At 61.1% G+C, this 16,906-nt stretch carries 14 protein-coding genes; 3 read left to right on the top strand and 11 right to left on the bottom strand.

The window, feature by feature from the left end:
* Positions 1 to 2,309, bottom strand: a 2,309-nt coding sequence (locus AC07S6_RS05765; RefSeq protein ID WP_495111908.1) for a DUF6531 domain-containing protein, incomplete at its 3' end; no start/stop codon positions are given.
* Positions 2,310 to 2,582: 273 nt separating this feature from the next.
* Here AC07S6_RS05765 and AC07S6_RS05760 point away from each other — a divergent pair.
* Positions 2,583 to 3,668 (top strand): DUF1615 domain-containing protein, encoded by a 1,086-nt coding sequence (locus tag AC07S6_RS05760; RefSeq protein WP_495111903.1) that lies wholly within the window; start codon positions 2,583 to 2,585, stop codon positions 3,666 to 3,668.
* Here AC07S6_RS05760 and AC07S6_RS05755 read toward each other — a convergent pair whose 3' ends face one another.
* Positions 3,669 to 4,463, bottom strand: coding sequence for a DUF4349 domain-containing protein (locus AC07S6_RS05755; protein WP_495111902.1), 795 nt, complete (start codon positions 4,461 to 4,463; stop codon positions 3,669 to 3,671).
* A 157-nt stretch (positions 4,464 to 4,620) separates the two neighbouring features.
* Between AC07S6_RS05755 and AC07S6_RS05750 the strand changes: the two genes are divergently transcribed.
* Positions 4,621 to 5,043, top strand: a complete 423-nt coding sequence (locus tag AC07S6_RS05750) for a PaaI family thioesterase (RefSeq protein WP_014717969.1) — start codon at positions 4,621 to 4,623, stop codon at positions 5,041 to 5,043.
* Positions 5,044 to 5,287: 244 nt separating this feature from the next.
* Here AC07S6_RS05750 and AC07S6_RS05745 read toward each other — a convergent pair whose 3' ends face one another.
* The 3 genes from AC07S6_RS05745 to AC07S6_RS05735 are packed head-to-tail and all read right to left on the bottom strand — an operon-like array spanning position 5,288 to position 7,870.
* The gene (locus tag AC07S6_RS05745) at positions 5,288 to 6,469 is read right to left on the bottom strand and encodes an acetyl-CoA C-acetyltransferase (protein WP_019821410.1); all 1,182 of its coding nucleotides are present in this window, start codon (positions 6,467 to 6,469) and stop codon (positions 5,288 to 5,290) included.
* 11 nt (positions 6,470 to 6,480) lie between these two features.
* A complete protein-coding gene (locus AC07S6_RS05740; RefSeq protein WP_060764284.1) occupies positions 6,481 to 7,140 on the bottom strand; it encodes a CoA transferase subunit B in 660 nt (219 codons plus the stop codon).
* Between the two features lie 31 nt (positions 7,141 to 7,171).
* Positions 7,172 to 7,870, bottom strand: coding sequence for a CoA transferase subunit A (locus tag AC07S6_RS05735; protein ID WP_003190329.1), 699 nt, complete (start codon positions 7,868 to 7,870; stop codon positions 7,172 to 7,174).
* Positions 7,871 to 8,003: 133 nt separating this feature from the next.
* Between AC07S6_RS05735 and AC07S6_RS05730 the strand changes: the two genes are divergently transcribed.
* Positions 8,004 to 8,906, top strand: a complete 903-nt coding sequence (locus AC07S6_RS05730; protein ID WP_014717971.1) for a LysR family transcriptional regulator — start codon at positions 8,004 to 8,006, stop codon at positions 8,904 to 8,906.
* Positions 8,907 to 8,964: 58 nt separating this feature from the next.
* On the opposite strand, the gene AC07S6_RS05725 is transcribed toward AC07S6_RS05730, so the two are convergent.
* The 6 genes from AC07S6_RS05725 to AC07S6_RS05700 form a co-directional block, all read right to left on the bottom strand.
* Complete coding sequence (locus AC07S6_RS05725; RefSeq protein ID WP_003190335.1) at positions 8,965 to 9,294, bottom strand: hypothetical protein; 330 nt, start codon at positions 9,292 to 9,294, stop codon at positions 8,965 to 8,967.
* 598 nt (positions 9,295 to 9,892) lie between these two features.
* The gene (locus tag AC07S6_RS05720) at positions 9,893 to 10,738 is read right to left on the bottom strand and encodes an NAD-dependent protein deacetylase (RefSeq protein ID WP_495111901.1); all 846 of its coding nucleotides are present in this window, start codon (positions 10,736 to 10,738) and stop codon (positions 9,893 to 9,895) included.
* A gap of 9 nt (positions 10,739 to 10,747) precedes the next feature.
* Positions 10,748 to 11,188, bottom strand: coding sequence for a CBS domain-containing protein (locus AC07S6_RS05715; RefSeq protein ID WP_034127063.1), 441 nt, complete (start codon positions 11,186 to 11,188; stop codon positions 10,748 to 10,750).
* A gap of 129 nt (positions 11,189 to 11,317) precedes the next feature.
* Positions 11,318 to 13,267, bottom strand: coding sequence for a DNA topoisomerase III (locus tag AC07S6_RS05710; RefSeq protein ID WP_495111907.1), 1,950 nt, complete (start codon positions 13,265 to 13,267; stop codon positions 11,318 to 11,320).
* A 221-nt stretch (positions 13,268 to 13,488) separates the two neighbouring features.
* Positions 13,489 to 15,111 (bottom strand): MFS transporter, encoded by a 1,623-nt coding sequence (locus AC07S6_RS05705; RefSeq protein ID WP_197884019.1) that lies wholly within the window; start codon positions 15,109 to 15,111, stop codon positions 13,489 to 13,491.
* 91 nt (positions 15,112 to 15,202) lie between these two features.
* On the bottom strand, positions 15,203 to 16,870 hold the full coding sequence (locus AC07S6_RS05700) for a GMC family oxidoreductase (protein WP_495111900.1): 1,668 nt from the start codon (positions 16,868 to 16,870) through the stop codon (positions 15,203 to 15,205).
* Between the last annotated feature and the right edge of the window lie 36 nt (positions 16,871 to 16,906).

The following is a 16,906-nucleotide window of genomic DNA, read 5'->3' as shown; positions in this document are numbered from 1 at the left end:
CGCTCATATTTCCAGACCGCCTCCCCACGCCTGACAACCCGTACAAAACCGTTGTCATGCTCGTAGGACGTTGGCTCATCATCCCCCGGAAACAGCGCCACCAAGCGTCCGGCGTCGTCATATTGATAGGCCGTCACCGCGCCCATCGGGTCTTGCTCGACGGTCAGCCGGCCCTGGTCGTCGTAGGATTTAAAGTGCGTGGCGCCGTCCGGATCAATCCTCTGCACCAGCCGCGCCCGCTGGTCATGGATATACACCTCCTGGCTACCATCGGCGTTATGCACCGTGACACGCCCGTCATCGCCCCAGGCATAACGCGTGTCCATCTGCGAAAAACTCGCCCAATGCCGAACGCAGCGCGCCGCCTTGCCCGCGTGTTCCCATTCCCAATAGAAACTCGCCCCACCGGCTAACTGCCGCTCGACAATGACGTGCTGATCGTCGTACCGATAACGCTCGCTTTCCCCGACGGCATTGGTCGCACACACCAGTCGGCCAGCTTCGTCATAGGCGTAGGAAACGATGTTCTGCTCGGTTTCCCAAACGTAGGGCTCACGCCCTTTGGCGCGATGAACCTGGTAGTCCACTGCGACGATGCGGTCCAGCTCATAGCGCAGTAGTAGGGAACGACCAGCACCGTTATCCAGCCGCTCAATCCGTCCTGAGCGATCACGGCAAATGCGCAGACGGTTGTCATACGCATCGCTGATGGAAACCAAGACACCGTTACGAAAGTGATAAAACCGCGACGCCTGGGCCAGCACCAGTTCATCAGGTGCCGAACCCAAGTAGATCGCCGCTTCGGCCAGGCTGTTAGTAATCGCCGGTCGATTTGAAGTCGGCAAGGGCAGGGTAGTCGAGCGGTTCTCATGGTCGGTCCACACCACCGAATCGCCCGACACACAAAGCCTGTGAGCCAGCGCATGGCTCCAGCCAAACCCCAATCCACAATCGACCTCCACCGCACTGGTGCGGTACAGCCGCGTCCACTCAAACGGCAAGATCCCATCCAGCGCGCCGTCAGTAAGGGTGAGCAATTCCTCACCGGTAACCATCGACACCGGGCAGCCGTTGGTAACGGTCTTGTCCGCTGGCGCCGCCGCATCACCCTTCGGGTTCGACGCCACAGCCGGCACATCATCGACAGGCTCCTGACGGACCAACGTGGTGCGCTGGGCCTTGCCGCGCACCATCGGCACCGGGTTCGAAACCAGCGTGTCGCCCGCCTTCAACGGCACAGCCGGCACCGTCTTAATCGGCGTCGCCGCACTGCTCAGCAACACCGGCTTGGCGGCCTCGACATGAGTTTCCAGCCGAGGCCCCACTACTTGCTTGGCCAGCAATTCCAACAACGCTCGCGCCCGCCCGGACTTGACCTGACTGAGCACACGAGCCCCCAATCGCACCACCACGCCCATCGCACCCAAGACGCGAATCAGCAGCAGATTGATCAGCACCTCACCGGTGATTTCACCCCACAGTTCCGCCATCTCCGGTGGCGGGAGCATGCGCATCCAACTGACCAGCGCCGACAGGTAGACAAACAGCAGCGGCTCATCACTGAGCACCAACAAGCCTTGGGCTATCGCATCACTGCCCAGTGTCAGCAGTTCATCGAGCTCGGTTTGAGAAAGGTATTGCAGCAGTTTTTCGCTGTTGGGCTTGAGGTCCGCCAGCAGCGCAGACAGCTCGCCAATGTTGTCCCACAGGCTGTAAAGCGCTTTGCCTAACCCACTGGCAAAAGCCGCTTCCAGCAAGCGGCGCCGCTCAAGCGGGCGGGCGTCTGCATAATTTTTCCACTGGGCCTGGAAGGTGTCGGTCCACTCTTTGCGCAGCCGGGCTTCCAACGCTGCGATCACTGACTGATAGGACGCATACAGTGCTTTGAGGTGATCCTGGGAAACGTTGGGGTAGAAACTCACCCGGTATTGCTGGTTGCGATCACACTCGGTGACTTCGAGGATGCCACTCGGGCCGATGGTCTTATGGAGGGGCTCGCCCAGCGGGCCGCCGTTTGGATCAACGCGTTGCACGATCACCGGGGTGTTGCCGATGGGTACGAACCTCGTGCTCTGGAACATATGCACCAGGGTCAAGGTACCCGTGGCCTGGCAGGTGGCGACGGTGCTGCTGGGAAACAGGGAGCGATTGATCGGGGCAACCAGCGCGACGTCATCCCCGACCTTGAACACCTGTTCGACGTCCAGCGCGGAGAAGCTCCAAAAGCTTTTGGCCCACTCGTCAAAGGTGTTCAAGCAATCGCGAAAGTCACGGAAGACGCCCTCAACGTCGACCGTTTCCACGTTCATTGGCGTCAGCGCCAGCCTGCCAATGGCCGGGTTCAAGTGGCGGCCCCGTCAACCGCACGCGTCACGAAAAAAACCATCTGCAATCCCTCGCACTGTTTGATCAGGCGAGGGACTTTGCAGAGGTTTGCCGGGGTGAGGAGTAGAGCTTATCCGGCAGTGGTGTGGGATGTTTCAGTTACTGCCAGGCACTGGGTTCGGCATGCCGACGAACCCCGGTTAGACTTACCTGTCGATATCAGCACTGCCCGGCCTGTCGTTAACCAAGGAAGCCTCATGTATTCAACCCGTCTGCTGTTCTGCCTTATTCCGTTGTTGGTACTGGCCGGTTGCTCCACTTCCCGTGGCCCCCAGCAGCCCGAGCGCAGTGAAGCCGAGGTGAAGGCGCAGATCGTGCGCCTGCTGCCGGCCAAGGTCGCGGACCGCAACGGCTGGGCCCAGGACATCTACACCGCCTTCGACACCCAGAAAATCTACCCAAGCACCGAAAACATCTGTGCGGTATTGGCGGTGACCGAGCAGGAGTCCACCTATCAGGTCGACCCGCCGGTGCCGGGCATGGGCAAGATCGCCCAGGATGAAATCCTGCTCCGCGCCGCCAAGGTGCATGTGCCGGCATTCGTGGTGCGCAGCACCTTGCAACTGCGCTCGCCCACCGGCAAAACCTACGCCGATCGTTTGAATGCCGCCCGTACGGAAAGGGATTTGAGCGGCATCTTCGACGACTTCATCAGCATGGTGCCCTTGGGCAATACGCTGTTTGGCGGGTTCAACCCGGTACACACTGCTGGCCCCATGCAGGTCAGTATCGACTTTGCGCAGAAACAGGCGCGGGGTTATCCCTACACGGTGGACGGTACGATTCGCCGCGAAGTGTTCACCCGTCGCGGCGGTATGTACTTCGGCATCGCCCACTTGCTCGGTTACCCGGTGAGCTACGATCAGCCGCTGTACCGCTTTGCCGATTTCAACGCCGGTTGGTACGCCAGCCGCAATGCCGCGTTCCAGGCCGCGGTCAGCCGTGTTTCAGGCAAAGAGCTGGCGTTGGATGGGGATTTGATCCGCTATGGCTCATTGCTGCCCGGCACCACCGAGCTGGCGGTGCGTTCACTGGGAGCGAAGTTGGATATGCGCAACCCGAGCATCCGCAGCCAACTGGAGCAGGGCGAGCAGTTGGATTTCGAGGACACCACCTTGTACAAGCGCGTTTTCAGCCTGGCCGACCAGGCGGCCGGCAAGCCGCTGCCTCGGGCGATCCTGCCGGGTATTGTGCTCAAGAGCCCGAAGATCACCCGCAACCTGACCACGGCCTGGTTTGCCAAGCGCGTGGATGAGCGTTACCAGCGCTGCATGAAGCGCTGATCAACCGCGACGCTTGACGAACCGGCGCCACAAGCCCACCCACAACCACACCACCGGGAACGCCAGGATCACGAAGGGCAGCACATAGCTGGCACGTTCCAGGGCGTCTGCGGTGCCGTTCACCAGGTTGTCTCCCAGGTTGCTGAACATCCGGGTGAACCTTGACACCTGGTTGGCGCCGTCGGAGGAGCGGAAGTTCAAGGTCACGCGGTTGGTGTCGAGGCGGCGTTGCTGGCCGGCGGCAACCTGAGCCAGTTCCTGCAGCTCGTTTTCAATGCCGGCTTGCTCTTTGCTCAGGACGATCAGGTCGCTGACGGTGATGTCCTTGCGCTTGGCCAGTTCATCGAGGCGTTGCTGCTGAGCTTGCAGGCGGTCCTGGCGGCGGCGCACATCCGCCACGGCATCGGCCAGGTCTTCGGCAGTGGTGATGCGCTGGCCGAGCTTACCGCCTTCGGCCGCCAGGGCGACCATCGGCTCCACACCCGTGGGCGCGATCCGCAGGATGATCTGGCCACCTTGGCCGTCTTCGGTAATGCCAAGGATATTGCAGGCACCAAAGCGCGCCGTTTCACACGCCTCACGAGTGGCCTGCATACGCGGCGCAAGCAGGGCGCCGGGCAGGGCCAGGGTCAATTCATGCTCATAGGCCAGTTGCGCCCCGGCCTTGCCCTGTTCGCCATTGATGACGGTGGCGCGAGAGTGGTCCTTGGGGGAACAACCGGCCAAGGCCAGGCCAGCAAGCAAGATCAACAGCGGCGCGCGAAGCGGGTGGGAGTTGCCGTCCAGGTGGCGCATGGCGTTTCCTTGAAATGTGCAGGAGAAATTGGCCGAGATTAAAGCGGGTCTGGCCCATTAGCGCAAAGCATTGCGCGGGATTTGCCCGGCTGATGGTGGTGGCTGCCGGGGCGAGGCTGGCGTACACCTCAAGCCTCACACCAGGGAAGCATCCGCCATGAACGCTCAGACTGTCCCCCAAGGCTTTGTCCCGTTGCCGCGCAGCAGCCCGTTGCTGGAACTGCTCGGCCCGGCGTATTGCCGTGGCGAAGGTTTGCAATTGGAAGTCGGCCTGCGCGCCGATCATCGCCACGCCAATGGGCGCGGTACGGTACACGGCGGGGTGCTGGCGACGCTGGCCGATATCGGCATGGGGTACGCCATGGCGTTTTCCAGTGAACCGCCGTTGCCGTTGATTACCGCCAGCATGACCGTGGATTACCTGGGCGCCGTGCAGGTAGGGGAGTGGATGGTGGTGCGTCTGGAAAGCCATAAGCGCGGACGGCAGATGGCGTTCGCCACGCTGAGTTTGCAAGTGGAGGAGCGCGTGGTGCTGCGGGCGAGCGCGGTGTTTGCGGTGCCGCAAGCTGACAGGCAGTGAGATCAAATGTGGGAGCTGGCTTGCCTGCGATAGGGGTGTGTCAGTTAGCAATGATCTGACTGATAGACCGCTATCGCAGGCAAGCCAGCTCCCACATTTTTATCGAGTTCATTCAGGGGACATCGATAAAAGAAAAGGCCTGGCTTTTCGTGGAGCCGGGCCTTTTCTGTGTTGCTCTTATTGGCATGGGGGCCGCTACGCAGCCCAACGGAAGCAAGCTCCCTCGCCACAACCTCGATCCGGTTCAGTTGCGTTCGAGCGCCAGGGCCACGCCTTGGCCGCCGCCGATGCACAGCGTTGCCAAACCTTTCTTTGCATCGCGCTTGATCATTTCGTGCAGCAGGGTCACCAGTACGCGGCAGCCTGAAGCACCGATCGGGTGGCCGATGGCGATGGCGCCGCCGTTGACGTTGACCTTCTGCGCGTCCCATTCCAGCTCTTTGCCCACCGCCAGGGATTGCGCGGCGAAGGCTTCGTTGGCTTCGATCAGGTCTAGATCAGCCAACTGCCAGCCGGCCTTGTCCAGGCAGCGGCGGGTGGCCGAGACCGGGCCGATGCCCATGATCGCCGGGTCGACGCCCGCGTTGGCGTAGCTGGCGATACGCGCCAGTACGGGCAGGCCGAGAGCCTTGGCTTTGTCGGCGCTCATCAGCAGCACGGCCGCAGCGCCGTCGTTCAGGCTGGAGGCGTTGCCGGCGGTGACGCTGCCGTCTTTCTTGAACGCAGGCTTGAGCTTGGCCAGGGATTCGGCGGTGGTGCCGGCGCGGGGTTGTTCGTCCACCGCGAAGGCCACCGGGTCGCCTTTGCGCTGGGGAATCAGGATTGGCGTGATCTCATCGGCAAAGCGCCCGGCTTCGATAGCAGCGGCGGCTTTTTGCTGGGAGGCGGCGGCAAAGGCGTCCTGGGCTTCGCGGCTGATGCCGTACTTGTCCACCAGGTTCTCGGCGGTGATGCCCATGTGGTAATCGTTGAACGCATCCCACAGGCCGTCGGTGATCATGCTGTCGATCATCTTCGCGTGGCCCATGCGCAACCCAGTGCGTGCGGCAGGTAATACGTACGGGGCCAGGCTCATGTTCTCCATGCCACCGGCAATGATCACCTCGGCGTCGCCGCAACGAATGGCCTGTGCGCCCAGGTGCAAAGCCTTGAGGCCCGAACCGCAGACCTTGTTCAGGGTCAGGCTCGGCACGGCGTGGGGCAGGCCGGCGAGGATTGAAGCCTGGCGCGCCGGGTTCTGGCCGCTGCCTGCGGTGAGCACCTGGCCGAGGATCACTTCATCCACTTGCGCCGGGTCCAGGCCGGTCTGCTGCAGCAGGCGACGGATTACGGCGGCACCCAGTTCCGGGGCCGGAATGTTCGCCAGCGAACCTTGGAAGCTGCCCACGGCGGTGCGGGTGGCAGCAACAATCACGACGTCTTGCATGGAATCTGTCCTCACTGGAAGTGCATTTCTGGAACGTGGTCCGGGACGATCAGTTTACCGGCGGTCTTGCTCACAATCTCTTCAACGCTGACGCCAGGTGCGCGTTCCTTGAGGACAAAAGCGCCATTTTCGATTTCCAGGTACGCCAGATCCGTGAGCACACGCTTGATGCAGTTGGCACCGGTCAGCGGCAGGCTGCATTCGCTGAGCAACTTGGACTCACCGTCTTTGGATGCGTGAGTCATGATCACAATGATGTTTTCTGCGCCGGCCACCAGGTCCATGGCACCGCCCATGCCCTTGACCAGTTTGCCGGGGATCATCCACGAAGCGATGTTGCCCTGTACGTCCACTTCGAATGCGCCCAGTACGGTGAGGTCGACATGCCCACCGCGAATCATCGCGAACGACTCGGCGGAGGAGAAGATCGAAGCGCCGATGCGCGCGGTGACGGTTTGCTTGCCGGCGTTGATCATGTCGGCGTCGATGGTTTCTTCGGTCGGGAACGGGCCCATGCCAAGCAGGCCGTTTTCCGATTGCAGCATCACTTCCATGCCGTCGGGGATGTAGTTGGCCACCAGGGTCGGAATGCCGATACCGAGGTTCACGTAGTAACCGTCCTGCATCTCGCGGGCAACGCGTTGAGCCATTTGTTCGCGGGTAAGCGCCATGATTGTTTCCTCTTATTGTTCTGGACGGGGATTATTTGCGGACGGTGCGCTGTTCAATGCGCTTTTCGAAGGTGCCGCAGATGATCCGGTCGACGTAGATGCCAGGGGTGTGGATCTGCGCCGGGTCCAGCTCGCCCGGTTCGACGATTTCCTCGACTTCGACCACGGTGATCTTGCCGGCGGTGGCGGCCAGCGGGTTGAAGTTCTGGGCGGTATGACGGTAGATAACGTTACCGAAGTGGTCGGCTTTCCAGCCTTTGACGATGGCAAAGTCGCCGGTGATGGACTCTTCCATCAGATACGGGCGGCCCTTGAATTCGCGGGTTTCCTTGCCCTCGGCAACGGGGGTGCCGACGCCAGTGGCGGTAAAGAAGGCCGGAATGCCGGCACCGCCTGCGCGCATTTTTTCTGCCAGGGTGCCTTGAGGGGTAAGCACCACCTCAATCTCGCCGCTGAGCAGTTGTTTCTCGAAGAGGGCGTTTTCACCCACGTAGGAAGCGATCACTTTGCTGATCTGCTTCTGTTCCAGCAGCACACCCAGGCCGAAGCCATCGACGCCACAGTTGTTGGAGACCACCGTCAGGTCGCGGGTACCTTTGCGCTTGATTTCGGCAATGAGGTTTTCCGGAATGCCACACAGGCCAAAACCACCGGAGAGCACGGTCATGCCGTCTTCCAGGCCTGCCAGCGCTTCTTCATAGGACGCCACGCGTTTATCGAAACCTGCCATATGCACCTCTTTTATTTTTTGTGGTCCAGCCAGTGAGTTGAGTGTTGCGCCAGCGGATTGATTTGTTAAGTTGTTTTTTAAGGTTGATTGATTTAGAAAACAGCATAGTCCAATCGTCGTCCGGAGCTGCGTCATGACCGTTAAACAGATGCGTGCCTTTCTCGCTGTTGCTCAGAGTCTGAGTTTTGCCGCGGCCTGCGAGCGTTTGCACCTCTCCCAGTCGGCGTTGAGCTTGACCATCAAGGGCCTGGAAGAAGGCTTGGGCGGGCGCCTGTTCAGCCGTAATACGCGTAACGTCGCGTTGACCCCTGAAGGCGAGTCCCTGCTGCCCCTGGCCCGCCGGCTGATTGCCGATTGGGACAACGCCGAAGACGAGCTGCGCCAGCGTTTTACCTTGCAACGCGGGCGCGTCACGGTGGCCGCTATGCCGTCGTTCGCCGGCAACCTGTTGCCGCCGATCCTGAAGATATTCCGCGCCCGTTACCCTCAGGTGAACGTGACGGTGCATGACCTGATCAATGAGCAGGTGCTGGAGATGGTGCGCGACCGTCAGGTGGAGCTGGGGGTGGCGTTCGAGCCGTCCGATGGTTCGTCATTGGCGTTCACGCCGTTGTACCTGGATCGCTTTGTCGCCGTGGTCCCAGGCGATTCAGCCTTGGCACAGCGTGCTGAAATCGACTGGAAAGCCTTGTTGGAGCAGCCGTTCATCACCCTGCAGCGGCCTTCCACTGTGCGGGTGATGCTGGAAGAACACCTTGGCGCCTTGCAGATGAAATTGCCCGTTGCCTTGGAAAGCCATCAACTGGCGACGGTGGGCAAGATGGTTGCCAGCGGTTTGGGGGTTAGTGCAGTGCCAGCGTTATGCGCCAGGCAGATGGAGGAGGCGGGAGCCCATTGCATTACCTTGACTGGCCCGGTGATCGAGCGGCCGATTGGGGTGCTGACCAAGCCGGGGCATGAACTGTCGGCGGCGGCGCAGGTGTTGTTTGATATCTTTCGGGATGAGGCGGGGAAGGGCAGGTTTCCAACTTTTTAAATCAGTAAATACACATGTGGGAGCTGGCAAGCCAACTCCCACATTGATTGAGCACTACTTAGTAGTAACGGTCGATCACTTTAACTTGCGAGCTGTCTTTGAAAGACGCCCAGGCATTGTTAAGTGTGTCGAACACTTGCTCGATAAAGTTGCGATCAGCGGCGGCCTTCTTGCCGACATAACCCTGGCCACGGCGGTACATCTTCAGGCGTGCCGCCAGCTCACGGTTGTTACGGTCAAACTCGGCTTCTTCGGTATGGGGCGCCAGGCAGTCAATTTGCACTTCGCCCGATTTGCCAATCCACAGGATATGGTCGTCGAGTGTGTCTTTCTGCGCTGCGAACATCTCAGCCAATTCATCGATAGTTGGTTGGTTGTTCAGATTCATGTGTAAGCCCCTTGACCAGTTGGCGATCTATCAGTTGATTCGTTAATACCAGTAAGTTGTCTCCGGTCACTAAAACCGGGCGTCAGCGACGGGCTGCCGAATACGGGCAGGGTCTTGAAGCTGATGCATGTAGTCTTGCTGATGGGCTGCTACGCAATGCTCTGATTGCGAAGACAAGCCGCGTTTGAGCGCCTTGTACCTGCCCCTTCCGGGGCCGGTCAGCTTCATCGATCTGCCTTGTGGGCAGTGCACATCCGGAAAAACAGCTCGGCGGTCAGACGAGCCTGTTCGAAACGCTTGTTACCAACGCTCCCGATCCGAGAGACGTCTAGATCATGCAAGGACAAAAAGGTTACGTCAACGGTTATGTAGTGATTATTTTTGCTCACTACATAAATTGCCGTGGGGACGGGGGAATGCGCGAAAACGTGACTTGGGCGTCATTTTTTTGTGCGGTGGGTCGCAGGGTTTTGGTGGCGAGTTTACGCAGATCCCCTGTGGGAGCTGGCTTGCCTGCGATGGCGATGTGTCAGTGAGTACATGTTCGCCTGACACACTGCTATCGCAGGCAAGCCAGCTCCCAGATGTTGATGCGTCGCTATCTCAATCTCTCGGACAGTAAGGGTAATAGCCGCTCGCACGAGGCCTGGATCTTCACCTGCAACAGCTCATCCCCCCGAGTTTTGCCCAAGTTGATGGCAATCACCGGCTTACCCTGTTCAACCATCGCCTTGCACAGGCGAAACGCCGAATAGGCCATCAGCGACGACCCCACCACCAACAGCCCTTCGGCATGCTCTACCGCCGTCATTGCCTTGAGCGCCGTCGCTGGTGCGACGTTCTCGCCAAAGAACACCACATCCGGTTTCAGCCGTTCGCCATTGCAGTGCGGGCAGCGGGGTACCTGGAAGCGCTGTTCAAACGCCGGATCGAGCAAGGTGTCGCCATCCGGCGCTTGCACCGCATGAACCTGTGCCATGTGCGGGTTATCGACCTCCATCTGCCGCTGGATCACGTCGCGCTCGCTACGCAATTGGCAATCCAGGCACAGCACCCGATGCAAGCTGCCATGCAGCTCGATCACACCCTGGCTGCCGGCCTGGTCATGCAGGGTGTCGACGTTCTGCGTAATCAGCCCGCTGATGTGGCCACGGTGCTGCAGCGTCGCGAGCGCCAGGTGGGCCTTGTTCGGCTGGGCAATGCGCACCCGTGGCCACCCCAGCATCGCCCGCGCCCAGTAGCGGCGCCGCGCCTCAGGAGTGGCGAGGAACTCCTGGTACATCATCGGTGGCTTGCCCCGGCGTACACCTTCCCCGTCCCGGTAATCCGGGATACCCGAAGATGTACTTATCCCTGCGCCGGTCAGCACCAGGAAACGCCGGCCGGACATGGCCCGGTGCAGAGTATCGAGGTGGTCTTCCTGATGGTCCAGCGTGTCGAGCATGGGTTCCCCCTATTCGCCGCGGATGTACTGTTCCAGTTGCTGGATCAAGGCCGCTTGTTCGGCAATTGCTTCCTTGACCAGGTCACCGATAGACAGCAGGCCCAGCAGTTTGCCGTCTTCGACCACCGGCAGGTGGCGCAGGTGACTGTCGGTCATGATGTTCATGCATTCCTCGACACTCTTGTGAGTATCCACAGTGATCACCGGCGAGCTCATCACCTCATGGACCTTGGTGGTAACTGACGAGAGGCCCTTGAGCATGATTTTACGTGCGTAATCCCGTTCACTGATGATGCCGACCACCACGTCATCCCTGACCACTGGCAAGGCACCGACGTTTTTCTCGGACATCCGCACCAGCGCTTCAAACACGGTGTGGTCCCATTTGATCGTGTGGACGTCCTGGTTTTTCTGGTCCTTGGCTTTCAGCAGTTGTGCAACGGTCTTCATGGCGGCCACTCCGGTGTTGTTGTTGGTAGTCCAGATCCCCTACAGAATCCTAGACCGAACCCGCCGGAGCAAGGGCCAATGCGGCGTTAAACCTGTCGAAAAACGTCATGTGCCAGTCTTTTTTGGTATTTATCCCGCATTTGCCGGCTTTTTTCCGCGCTTGGGGTTGGTGCCAGCTTTACGTGGGGCGGCCTTGCGCTTCTTTTTCCACGGCGTCGCACCTCGGCCAACCGCGCTGGCGGGGCCAGTGATAGTCATGCGCATGCCGTTACAGCGTGCCACCTGCTTGCTCATCCACGCCGCTTGCTTGGCGACGAATTCCTCCAGGCTCATTTCGCCGCTTTGCACCATGTCCAGTGCCTGTTCCCAGATGGCGGTGGTGCCGGGGTCGGCGATGGCGCGGGGCACCGCGTCGATCAGGCTGAACGCGGCCGGGGTTGCCGACAGGGCCTTGCCGTTTTTCACCAGATAACCGCGATCCAGCAAGCCCTGGATGATCCCGGCGCGGGTGGCCTCGGTGCCGATGCCAGTGGTGTCCTTGAGTTTTTGCTTGAGCAACGGGTCCTCCACCAGCTTGGCGACGTTTTTCATGGCCTTGATCAGGTCGCCTTCGGTAAAGGGCTTGGGCGGCTGGGTCCACAGGTCCTTGAGGTTGACCTTGGCCACGGCGTAGTCGTGGCCCTGCACCAGCGTCGGCAAAGCTTGGGGCGCAGGCGCTTCGCGACCTTTGGCGGGTGCCAGCGCTTCGGGCAAGGCGCGTTTCCAGCCCGGTTCAATAATGACTTTGCCCACCGCGCGCAACGCCTGGCCGGCACAGTCGAAATCGGCCTGGGTGCGGTCGTATTCATGGTTGGGCAGGAACTGCGCCAGGTAGCGCGCACGAATCAGCGTATAGACCGCACGGTGCTTGCCGGTCAGTTGGCTGACCTCCTTGCCGGCTCCGGTGGGGATGATGCCGTGGTGGGCGCTGACTTTCGCGTCGTTCCAGGCACGCGAACGGCGCTGGGGGTCGATGTGCGACATCAGTTCGTTCACCGCCGTGTCCGCACGGCCCAGGGCCGCCAGAATCTTCGGCGCTTCAGTGTGCTGGCTCAGCGGCAGGTAACCGCAATCGCTACGCGGGTAGGTGATGGCCTTGTGGGTTTCGTACAGGGATTGGGCGATGTCCAAGGTTTCCTGGGCGCCCAGGCCGAGCTTCTTCGAACAGATCTCCTGCAAGGTGCCGAGATCGAAGGGCAGGGGCGCCACCTCGCGCATGCGCTCGGTACGCAGCTTCACCAGCCGCGCCGTAGCGGCGTTGAGCATGGCGTCGGCGGTGTCCCGCGCCAGTTGCGGGTTGAGGCAACGGCCCTGGTCGTCACAGGCATCCTCAGGGGCGCGCCATTGGGCGGTGAAGGTCATGTACTCGTGGCGCAGGTCGACATCAATGGCCCAGTAGGCCACCGGCACGAAGTCGGCAATGCTGCGATCACGGTCCACCACCAGGCGCAGGGTCGGGGTTTGCACCCGGCCTACCGGCAGCACGCCCTGGTAACCGGATTGGCGCCCCAGCAGGGTAAACAGGCGACTCATGTTCATGCCGATCAGCCAGTCGGCGCGCGAGCGCCCCAGGGCCGAGTGATACAGGCTGAAGGTTTCTGCACCGGGTTTGAGCGCCGCCAGGGCCTTGCGAATGGAGGCGTCGTCGAGTGCCGACAGCCACAGCCGCTGGATCGGCCCGCGGTAGCGGCAGTGTTCTACCAGTTCACGGGCGATCATCTCGCCTTCACGGTCGGCGTCGGTGGCGATCACCAGTTCCTGGGCTTCGCCCAGCAAGCGCTTGACGGCCTTGTATTGGCTGGCGGTCTTGGGCTTGACCAGCATCTTCCATTTTTCCGGGACGATCGGCAGGTCGGCCAGCACCCAGCGTTTGTATTTGGCGTCGTAGGCGTCGGGCGGGGCGGTTTCCAGCAGGTGGCCGATGCACCAGGTGACCGTGACTCCATTACCCAGCCAGCACCCATCGCCACGGCGGCTGGCGCCAAGCACAGCCGCGATATCCTTGGCCTGGGAGGGTTTTTCACAGAGGTACAGCCGCATGGTCATCACATCAGATCGGGTTGATGCCTTGCAGGATGCTTATTTGAAGGGGTTTGAGCAACCATTATCTGTATGGATGTACAGCAATTTGTGTGGGTGCCATACGTCGCTGTAGGAGCGAGCTTGCTCGCGAAGGTCGTTAACGATGACGCGGGGCGCCTGGTGCCCCGCATTGCTCTCAGGTTCTTAGCGAGCGAGCTCGCTCCTACAGGGCAGAGGTATCAGTTGTTTTCGATATCCACATGCCGGGTTTCCTTGAGGCAGAACAACCCGACGATCAGGCTCACGCCCGTCACCACCACCGGGTACCACAACCCATAGAAGATATCGCCGGTATACACCACCAAGGCAAACGAGACCGTCGGCAGGAACCCGCCAAACCAGCCGTTACCGATGTGGTAGGGCAGGGACATCGAGGTGTAGCGGATGCGCGTTGGAAACAGCTCCACCATCAGCGCCGCCAAGGGCCCGTAGCACATGGCGGCGATGAAGATCAGCACCACGATCAGCACCACCACCATCAGCTTGTTGACCTGGGCCACATCCGCCGATGACGGGTAACCGGCCAGGGCCACGGCGCCACGCAGGGCCGCTTCATCAAAACCGTCGATACGCACATCGCCGACGCTCACTTGCACCGGGCTGCCCGCAGGGGCGGCGGCGCTGCTGTAGGGCAGTCCCTGTTTGACCAGGAAGGTCTTGACCTTGTCGCAGGGGCTGTCAAAACGTGCCTTGCCCACCGGGTCGAACTGGAAGGTGCAGGTGGCTGGGTCGGCCAGTACGGTGATCGGCGCCTGTTGGCTGGCCTGGTCCATTGCGGGGTTGGTGTAGTGCGCCAGGCCCTTGAAGATCGGGAAGTACAGCGCGGTCGCCAACAGCAGGCCGAGCATCAGCACAGGCTTGCGCCCGATCTTGTCCGATAGCCAGCCAAACAGGATAAAGAACGGTGCGCCGATCACCACGCTGATGATCAACAGCATATTGGCCAGGGCCGGGTCCATGCGCAGGAACTGGGTGAGGAAGAACAGCACATAAAACTGCGCTGCGTAGAAGGTCACCGCCTGCCCGCCGTTGATGCTGAACAGCGCGATCAGCACCACCTTGAGGTTTTCCCACTTGCCGAAGGACTCGCGAATCGGCGCCTTGCAGGCCTTGCCTTCCTCTTTCATCTTCAAGAAGGCGGGCGATTCGTGCAGGCTCATGCGGATCCAGGTCGAGATGCCCAGCAGCACGATGGAAAACAGGAACGGAATGCGCCAGCCCCACACTTCGAACTGATCGCCGGTGAAGTAACGGCAGGCCAGCACCACCAGCAGCGACAGTAGCAGGCCGAGGGTGGCGGTGGATTGAATCCAGCTGGTGTGCAGGCCGCGCTTGCCCGGTGGCGCATGCTCGGCCACGTAGGTAGCGGCGCCGCCGTACTCACCGCCCAGCGCCAGGCCCTGCAGCATGCGCAGCACAATGAGGATGATCGGCGCGGCAATGCCGATGCTGGCGTAGGTCGGCAGCAACCCGACGCAGAAGGTTGCCACGCCCATCAGGATGATGGTCACGAGGAAGGTGTACTTGCGCCCGATCATATCGCCCAGCCGGCCGAACACCAGCGCACCGAATGGCCGCACTACAAAGCCTGCGGCGAAAGCCATCAAGGCAAAGATAAACGCCGTGGTGTCGTTGACCCCGGCAAAGAACTGCTTGCTGATCACCGCCGCCAGGGCGCCGTAGAGGAAAAAGTCATACCACTCGAACACCGTCCCCAAAGAGGAGGCGAAGATGACCTTTCTTGATTCGTTGGCGGTACTTGCACTGGCCGCCGAGCCCAGGGGTTGAGCATGTTCTGACATCGGGTGTCCCTCACAGTGATTATTTATTGTTGTTCCACTGTCGGCGCTGACCTCGGCGCCGGTGTTTTTCAACTTCATATAGCGTTAATGGTTACGCGGGGTGCCCTGTAGTGCGCGGTGCTGGTGGGTTTTTCGCGAGCAAGCTCGCTCCTGCAGTGTTGGGTGACAGGATCAGCTGCGCGGCCTTCTCCGCGATCATCAGCGTGGGTGAGCAGGTATTGCCGGAGGTGATGCGCGGCATGATCGACGCATCGGCAATGCGCAGGCCGGGAATGCCGTGTACGCGCAGTTGGCTGTCGACCACGGCGTCTCTGTCATCGCCCATGCGGCAGGTGCCCACCGGATGGAAAATCGTGGTACCGATCCGTGCAGCGGCCTCGTGGAGTTGTTCTTCAGTTTGCAGGGCTTCGCCGGGCAGGTATTCCACCGGTTTGAACTGGCTCAGGGCCGGAGCGGCGACGATGCGCCGGGTCAGGCGAATAGCGTCGGCGGCCACGCGCAAGTCTTCGGGGTGGCTGAGGTAATTAGGTTGTATCAGCGGCGCATCCGCCGGGTTGGTCGAACGGATATCCACCCGGCCGCGACTTTGCGGGCGCAGGTCGCAGACCGACGCGGTAAATGCCGGGAAGCCGTGCAACGGTTCGCCAAAGCGTTCCAGGGACAGTGGCTGCACATGGTATTGCAGGTTGGCCGAGGTCTGCTCCGGGCCGGAGCGGGCAAACGCGCCAAGCTGGCTGGGCGCCATCGACAGCGGGCCGCTGCGGTCGTACAGGTAGCGCAGGCCCATGCCCATCTTGCCCCACAAGGTACCGGCGATCTGGTTCAGGGTGCGGGCATTTTCCAGCTTGTAGATCAGGCGCAGTTGCAGGTGATCTTGCAGGTTGCCGCCAACGCCTGGCAGCTCGTGCACCACGTTGATACCCAGCGGCTTGAGCACATGGGAGGGGCCGATCCCTGAGCGTTGCAGAATGCCCGGCGAACCCACCGAGCCGGCGCACAGTACGATCTCTTTGCGCGCCTTCCAGCTCAGTGCCTGGCCGTGTTGGCGTCCCAGTACCTGCGAGGCACGACCGTTTTCCAGTAGCACACGCTCAACCTCTACATCAGTCAGCACGGCGAGGTTAGGGCGCTGGCGGATCGGCTTGAGAAACGCCTTGGCCGCATTCCAGCGCACACCGGCTTTCTGGTTGACCTGGAAATAGCCACAGCCCTCGTTGTCGCCCTGGTTGAAGTCATTGATATTGGCGATGCCGCTTTGAGCCGCCGCCTCACGAAACGCATCGAGGATCGGCCACGACAGGCGCTGTTGCTCGACGCGCCACTCGCCGCCCTCGCTGTGGAATTCAGAGCCGCCGGCAAAATGGTTTTCGCTCTGTTTGAACAGCGGCAGTACGTCTTTCCAAGCCCAGCCCGCGTTGCCCGCCGCCGCCCAGCCATCGTAGTCCTGGGCCTGGCCGCGCATGTAGATCATGCCGTTGATGGACGAGCAGCCGCCCAGCACTTTGCCCCGAGGGTAACTCAAGGCGCGTCCCTGCAGGCCGGCTTGGGGTTGGGTCTTGAAGCACCAATCGGTGCGTGGGTTGCCGATGCAGAACAGGTAGCCGACGGGGATATGGATCCAGGGGTAGTTGTCGCGGCCACCGGCTTCCAGCAGCAGGACACGGTGAGCCGGGTTGGCGGACAGACGATTGGCCAGCAGGCATCCGGCAGGGCCGGCGCCGACGACGATGTAATCGTATTCAGCAGTTGCATTGGGCATCTGGGGTCTCGCTTGTTTTTCTTATTGGGCCCATCC

The organism is Pseudomonas sp. GW821-FHT07B01, from assembly GCF_059419065.1.
Note: the sequence above shows the minus strand (reverse complement) of the source record. Positions and strands in the feature narration are given on the sequence as shown.

Excerpts from the sequence above, each read along its gene's own strand:
- AC07S6_RS05735 (WP_003190329.1), bottom strand. The coding sequence starts at position 7,870 with ATGGCAGGTTTCGATAAACGCGTGGCGTCCTATGAAGAAGCGCTGGCA.
- AC07S6_RS05700 (WP_495111900.1), bottom strand. The coding sequence starts at position 16,870 with ATGCCCAATGCAACTGCTGAATACGATTACATCGTCGTCGGCGCCGGC.
- AC07S6_RS05760 (WP_495111903.1), top strand. The coding sequence starts at position 2,583 with ATGTATTCAACCCGTCTGCTGTTCTGCCTTATTCCGTTGTTGGTACTG.
- AC07S6_RS05740 (WP_060764284.1), bottom strand. The coding sequence starts at position 7,140 with ATGGCGCTTACCCGCGAACAAATGGCTCAACGCGTTGCCCGCGAGATG.
- AC07S6_RS05720 (WP_495111901.1), bottom strand. The coding sequence starts at position 10,738 with ATGCTCGACACGCTGGACCATCAGGAAGACCACCTCGATACTCTGCAC.
- AC07S6_RS05725 (WP_003190335.1), bottom strand. The coding sequence starts at position 9,294 with ATGAATCTGAACAACCAACCAACTATCGATGAATTGGCTGAGATGTTC.
- AC07S6_RS05710 (WP_495111907.1), bottom strand. The coding sequence starts at position 13,267 with ATGCGGCTGTACCTCTGTGAAAAACCCTCCCAGGCCAAGGATATCGCG.
- AC07S6_RS05715 (WP_034127063.1), bottom strand. The coding sequence starts at position 11,188 with ATGAAGACCGTTGCACAACTGCTGAAAGCCAAGGACCAGAAAAACCAG.
- AC07S6_RS05745 (WP_019821410.1), bottom strand. The coding sequence starts at position 6,469 with ATGCAAGACGTCGTGATTGTTGCTGCCACCCGCACCGCCGTGGGCAGC.
- AC07S6_RS05755 (WP_495111902.1), bottom strand. The coding sequence starts at position 4,463 with ATGCGCCACCTGGACGGCAACTCCCACCCGCTTCGCGCGCCGCTGTTG.
- AC07S6_RS05750 (WP_014717969.1), top strand. The coding sequence starts at position 4,621 with ATGAACGCTCAGACTGTCCCCCAAGGCTTTGTCCCGTTGCCGCGCAGC.
- AC07S6_RS05705 (WP_197884019.1), bottom strand. The coding sequence starts at position 15,111 with ATGTCAGAACATGCTCAACCCCTGGGCTCGGCGGCCAGTGCAAGTACC.
- AC07S6_RS05730 (WP_014717971.1), top strand. The coding sequence starts at position 8,004 with ATGACCGTTAAACAGATGCGTGCCTTTCTCGCTGTTGCTCAGAGTCTG.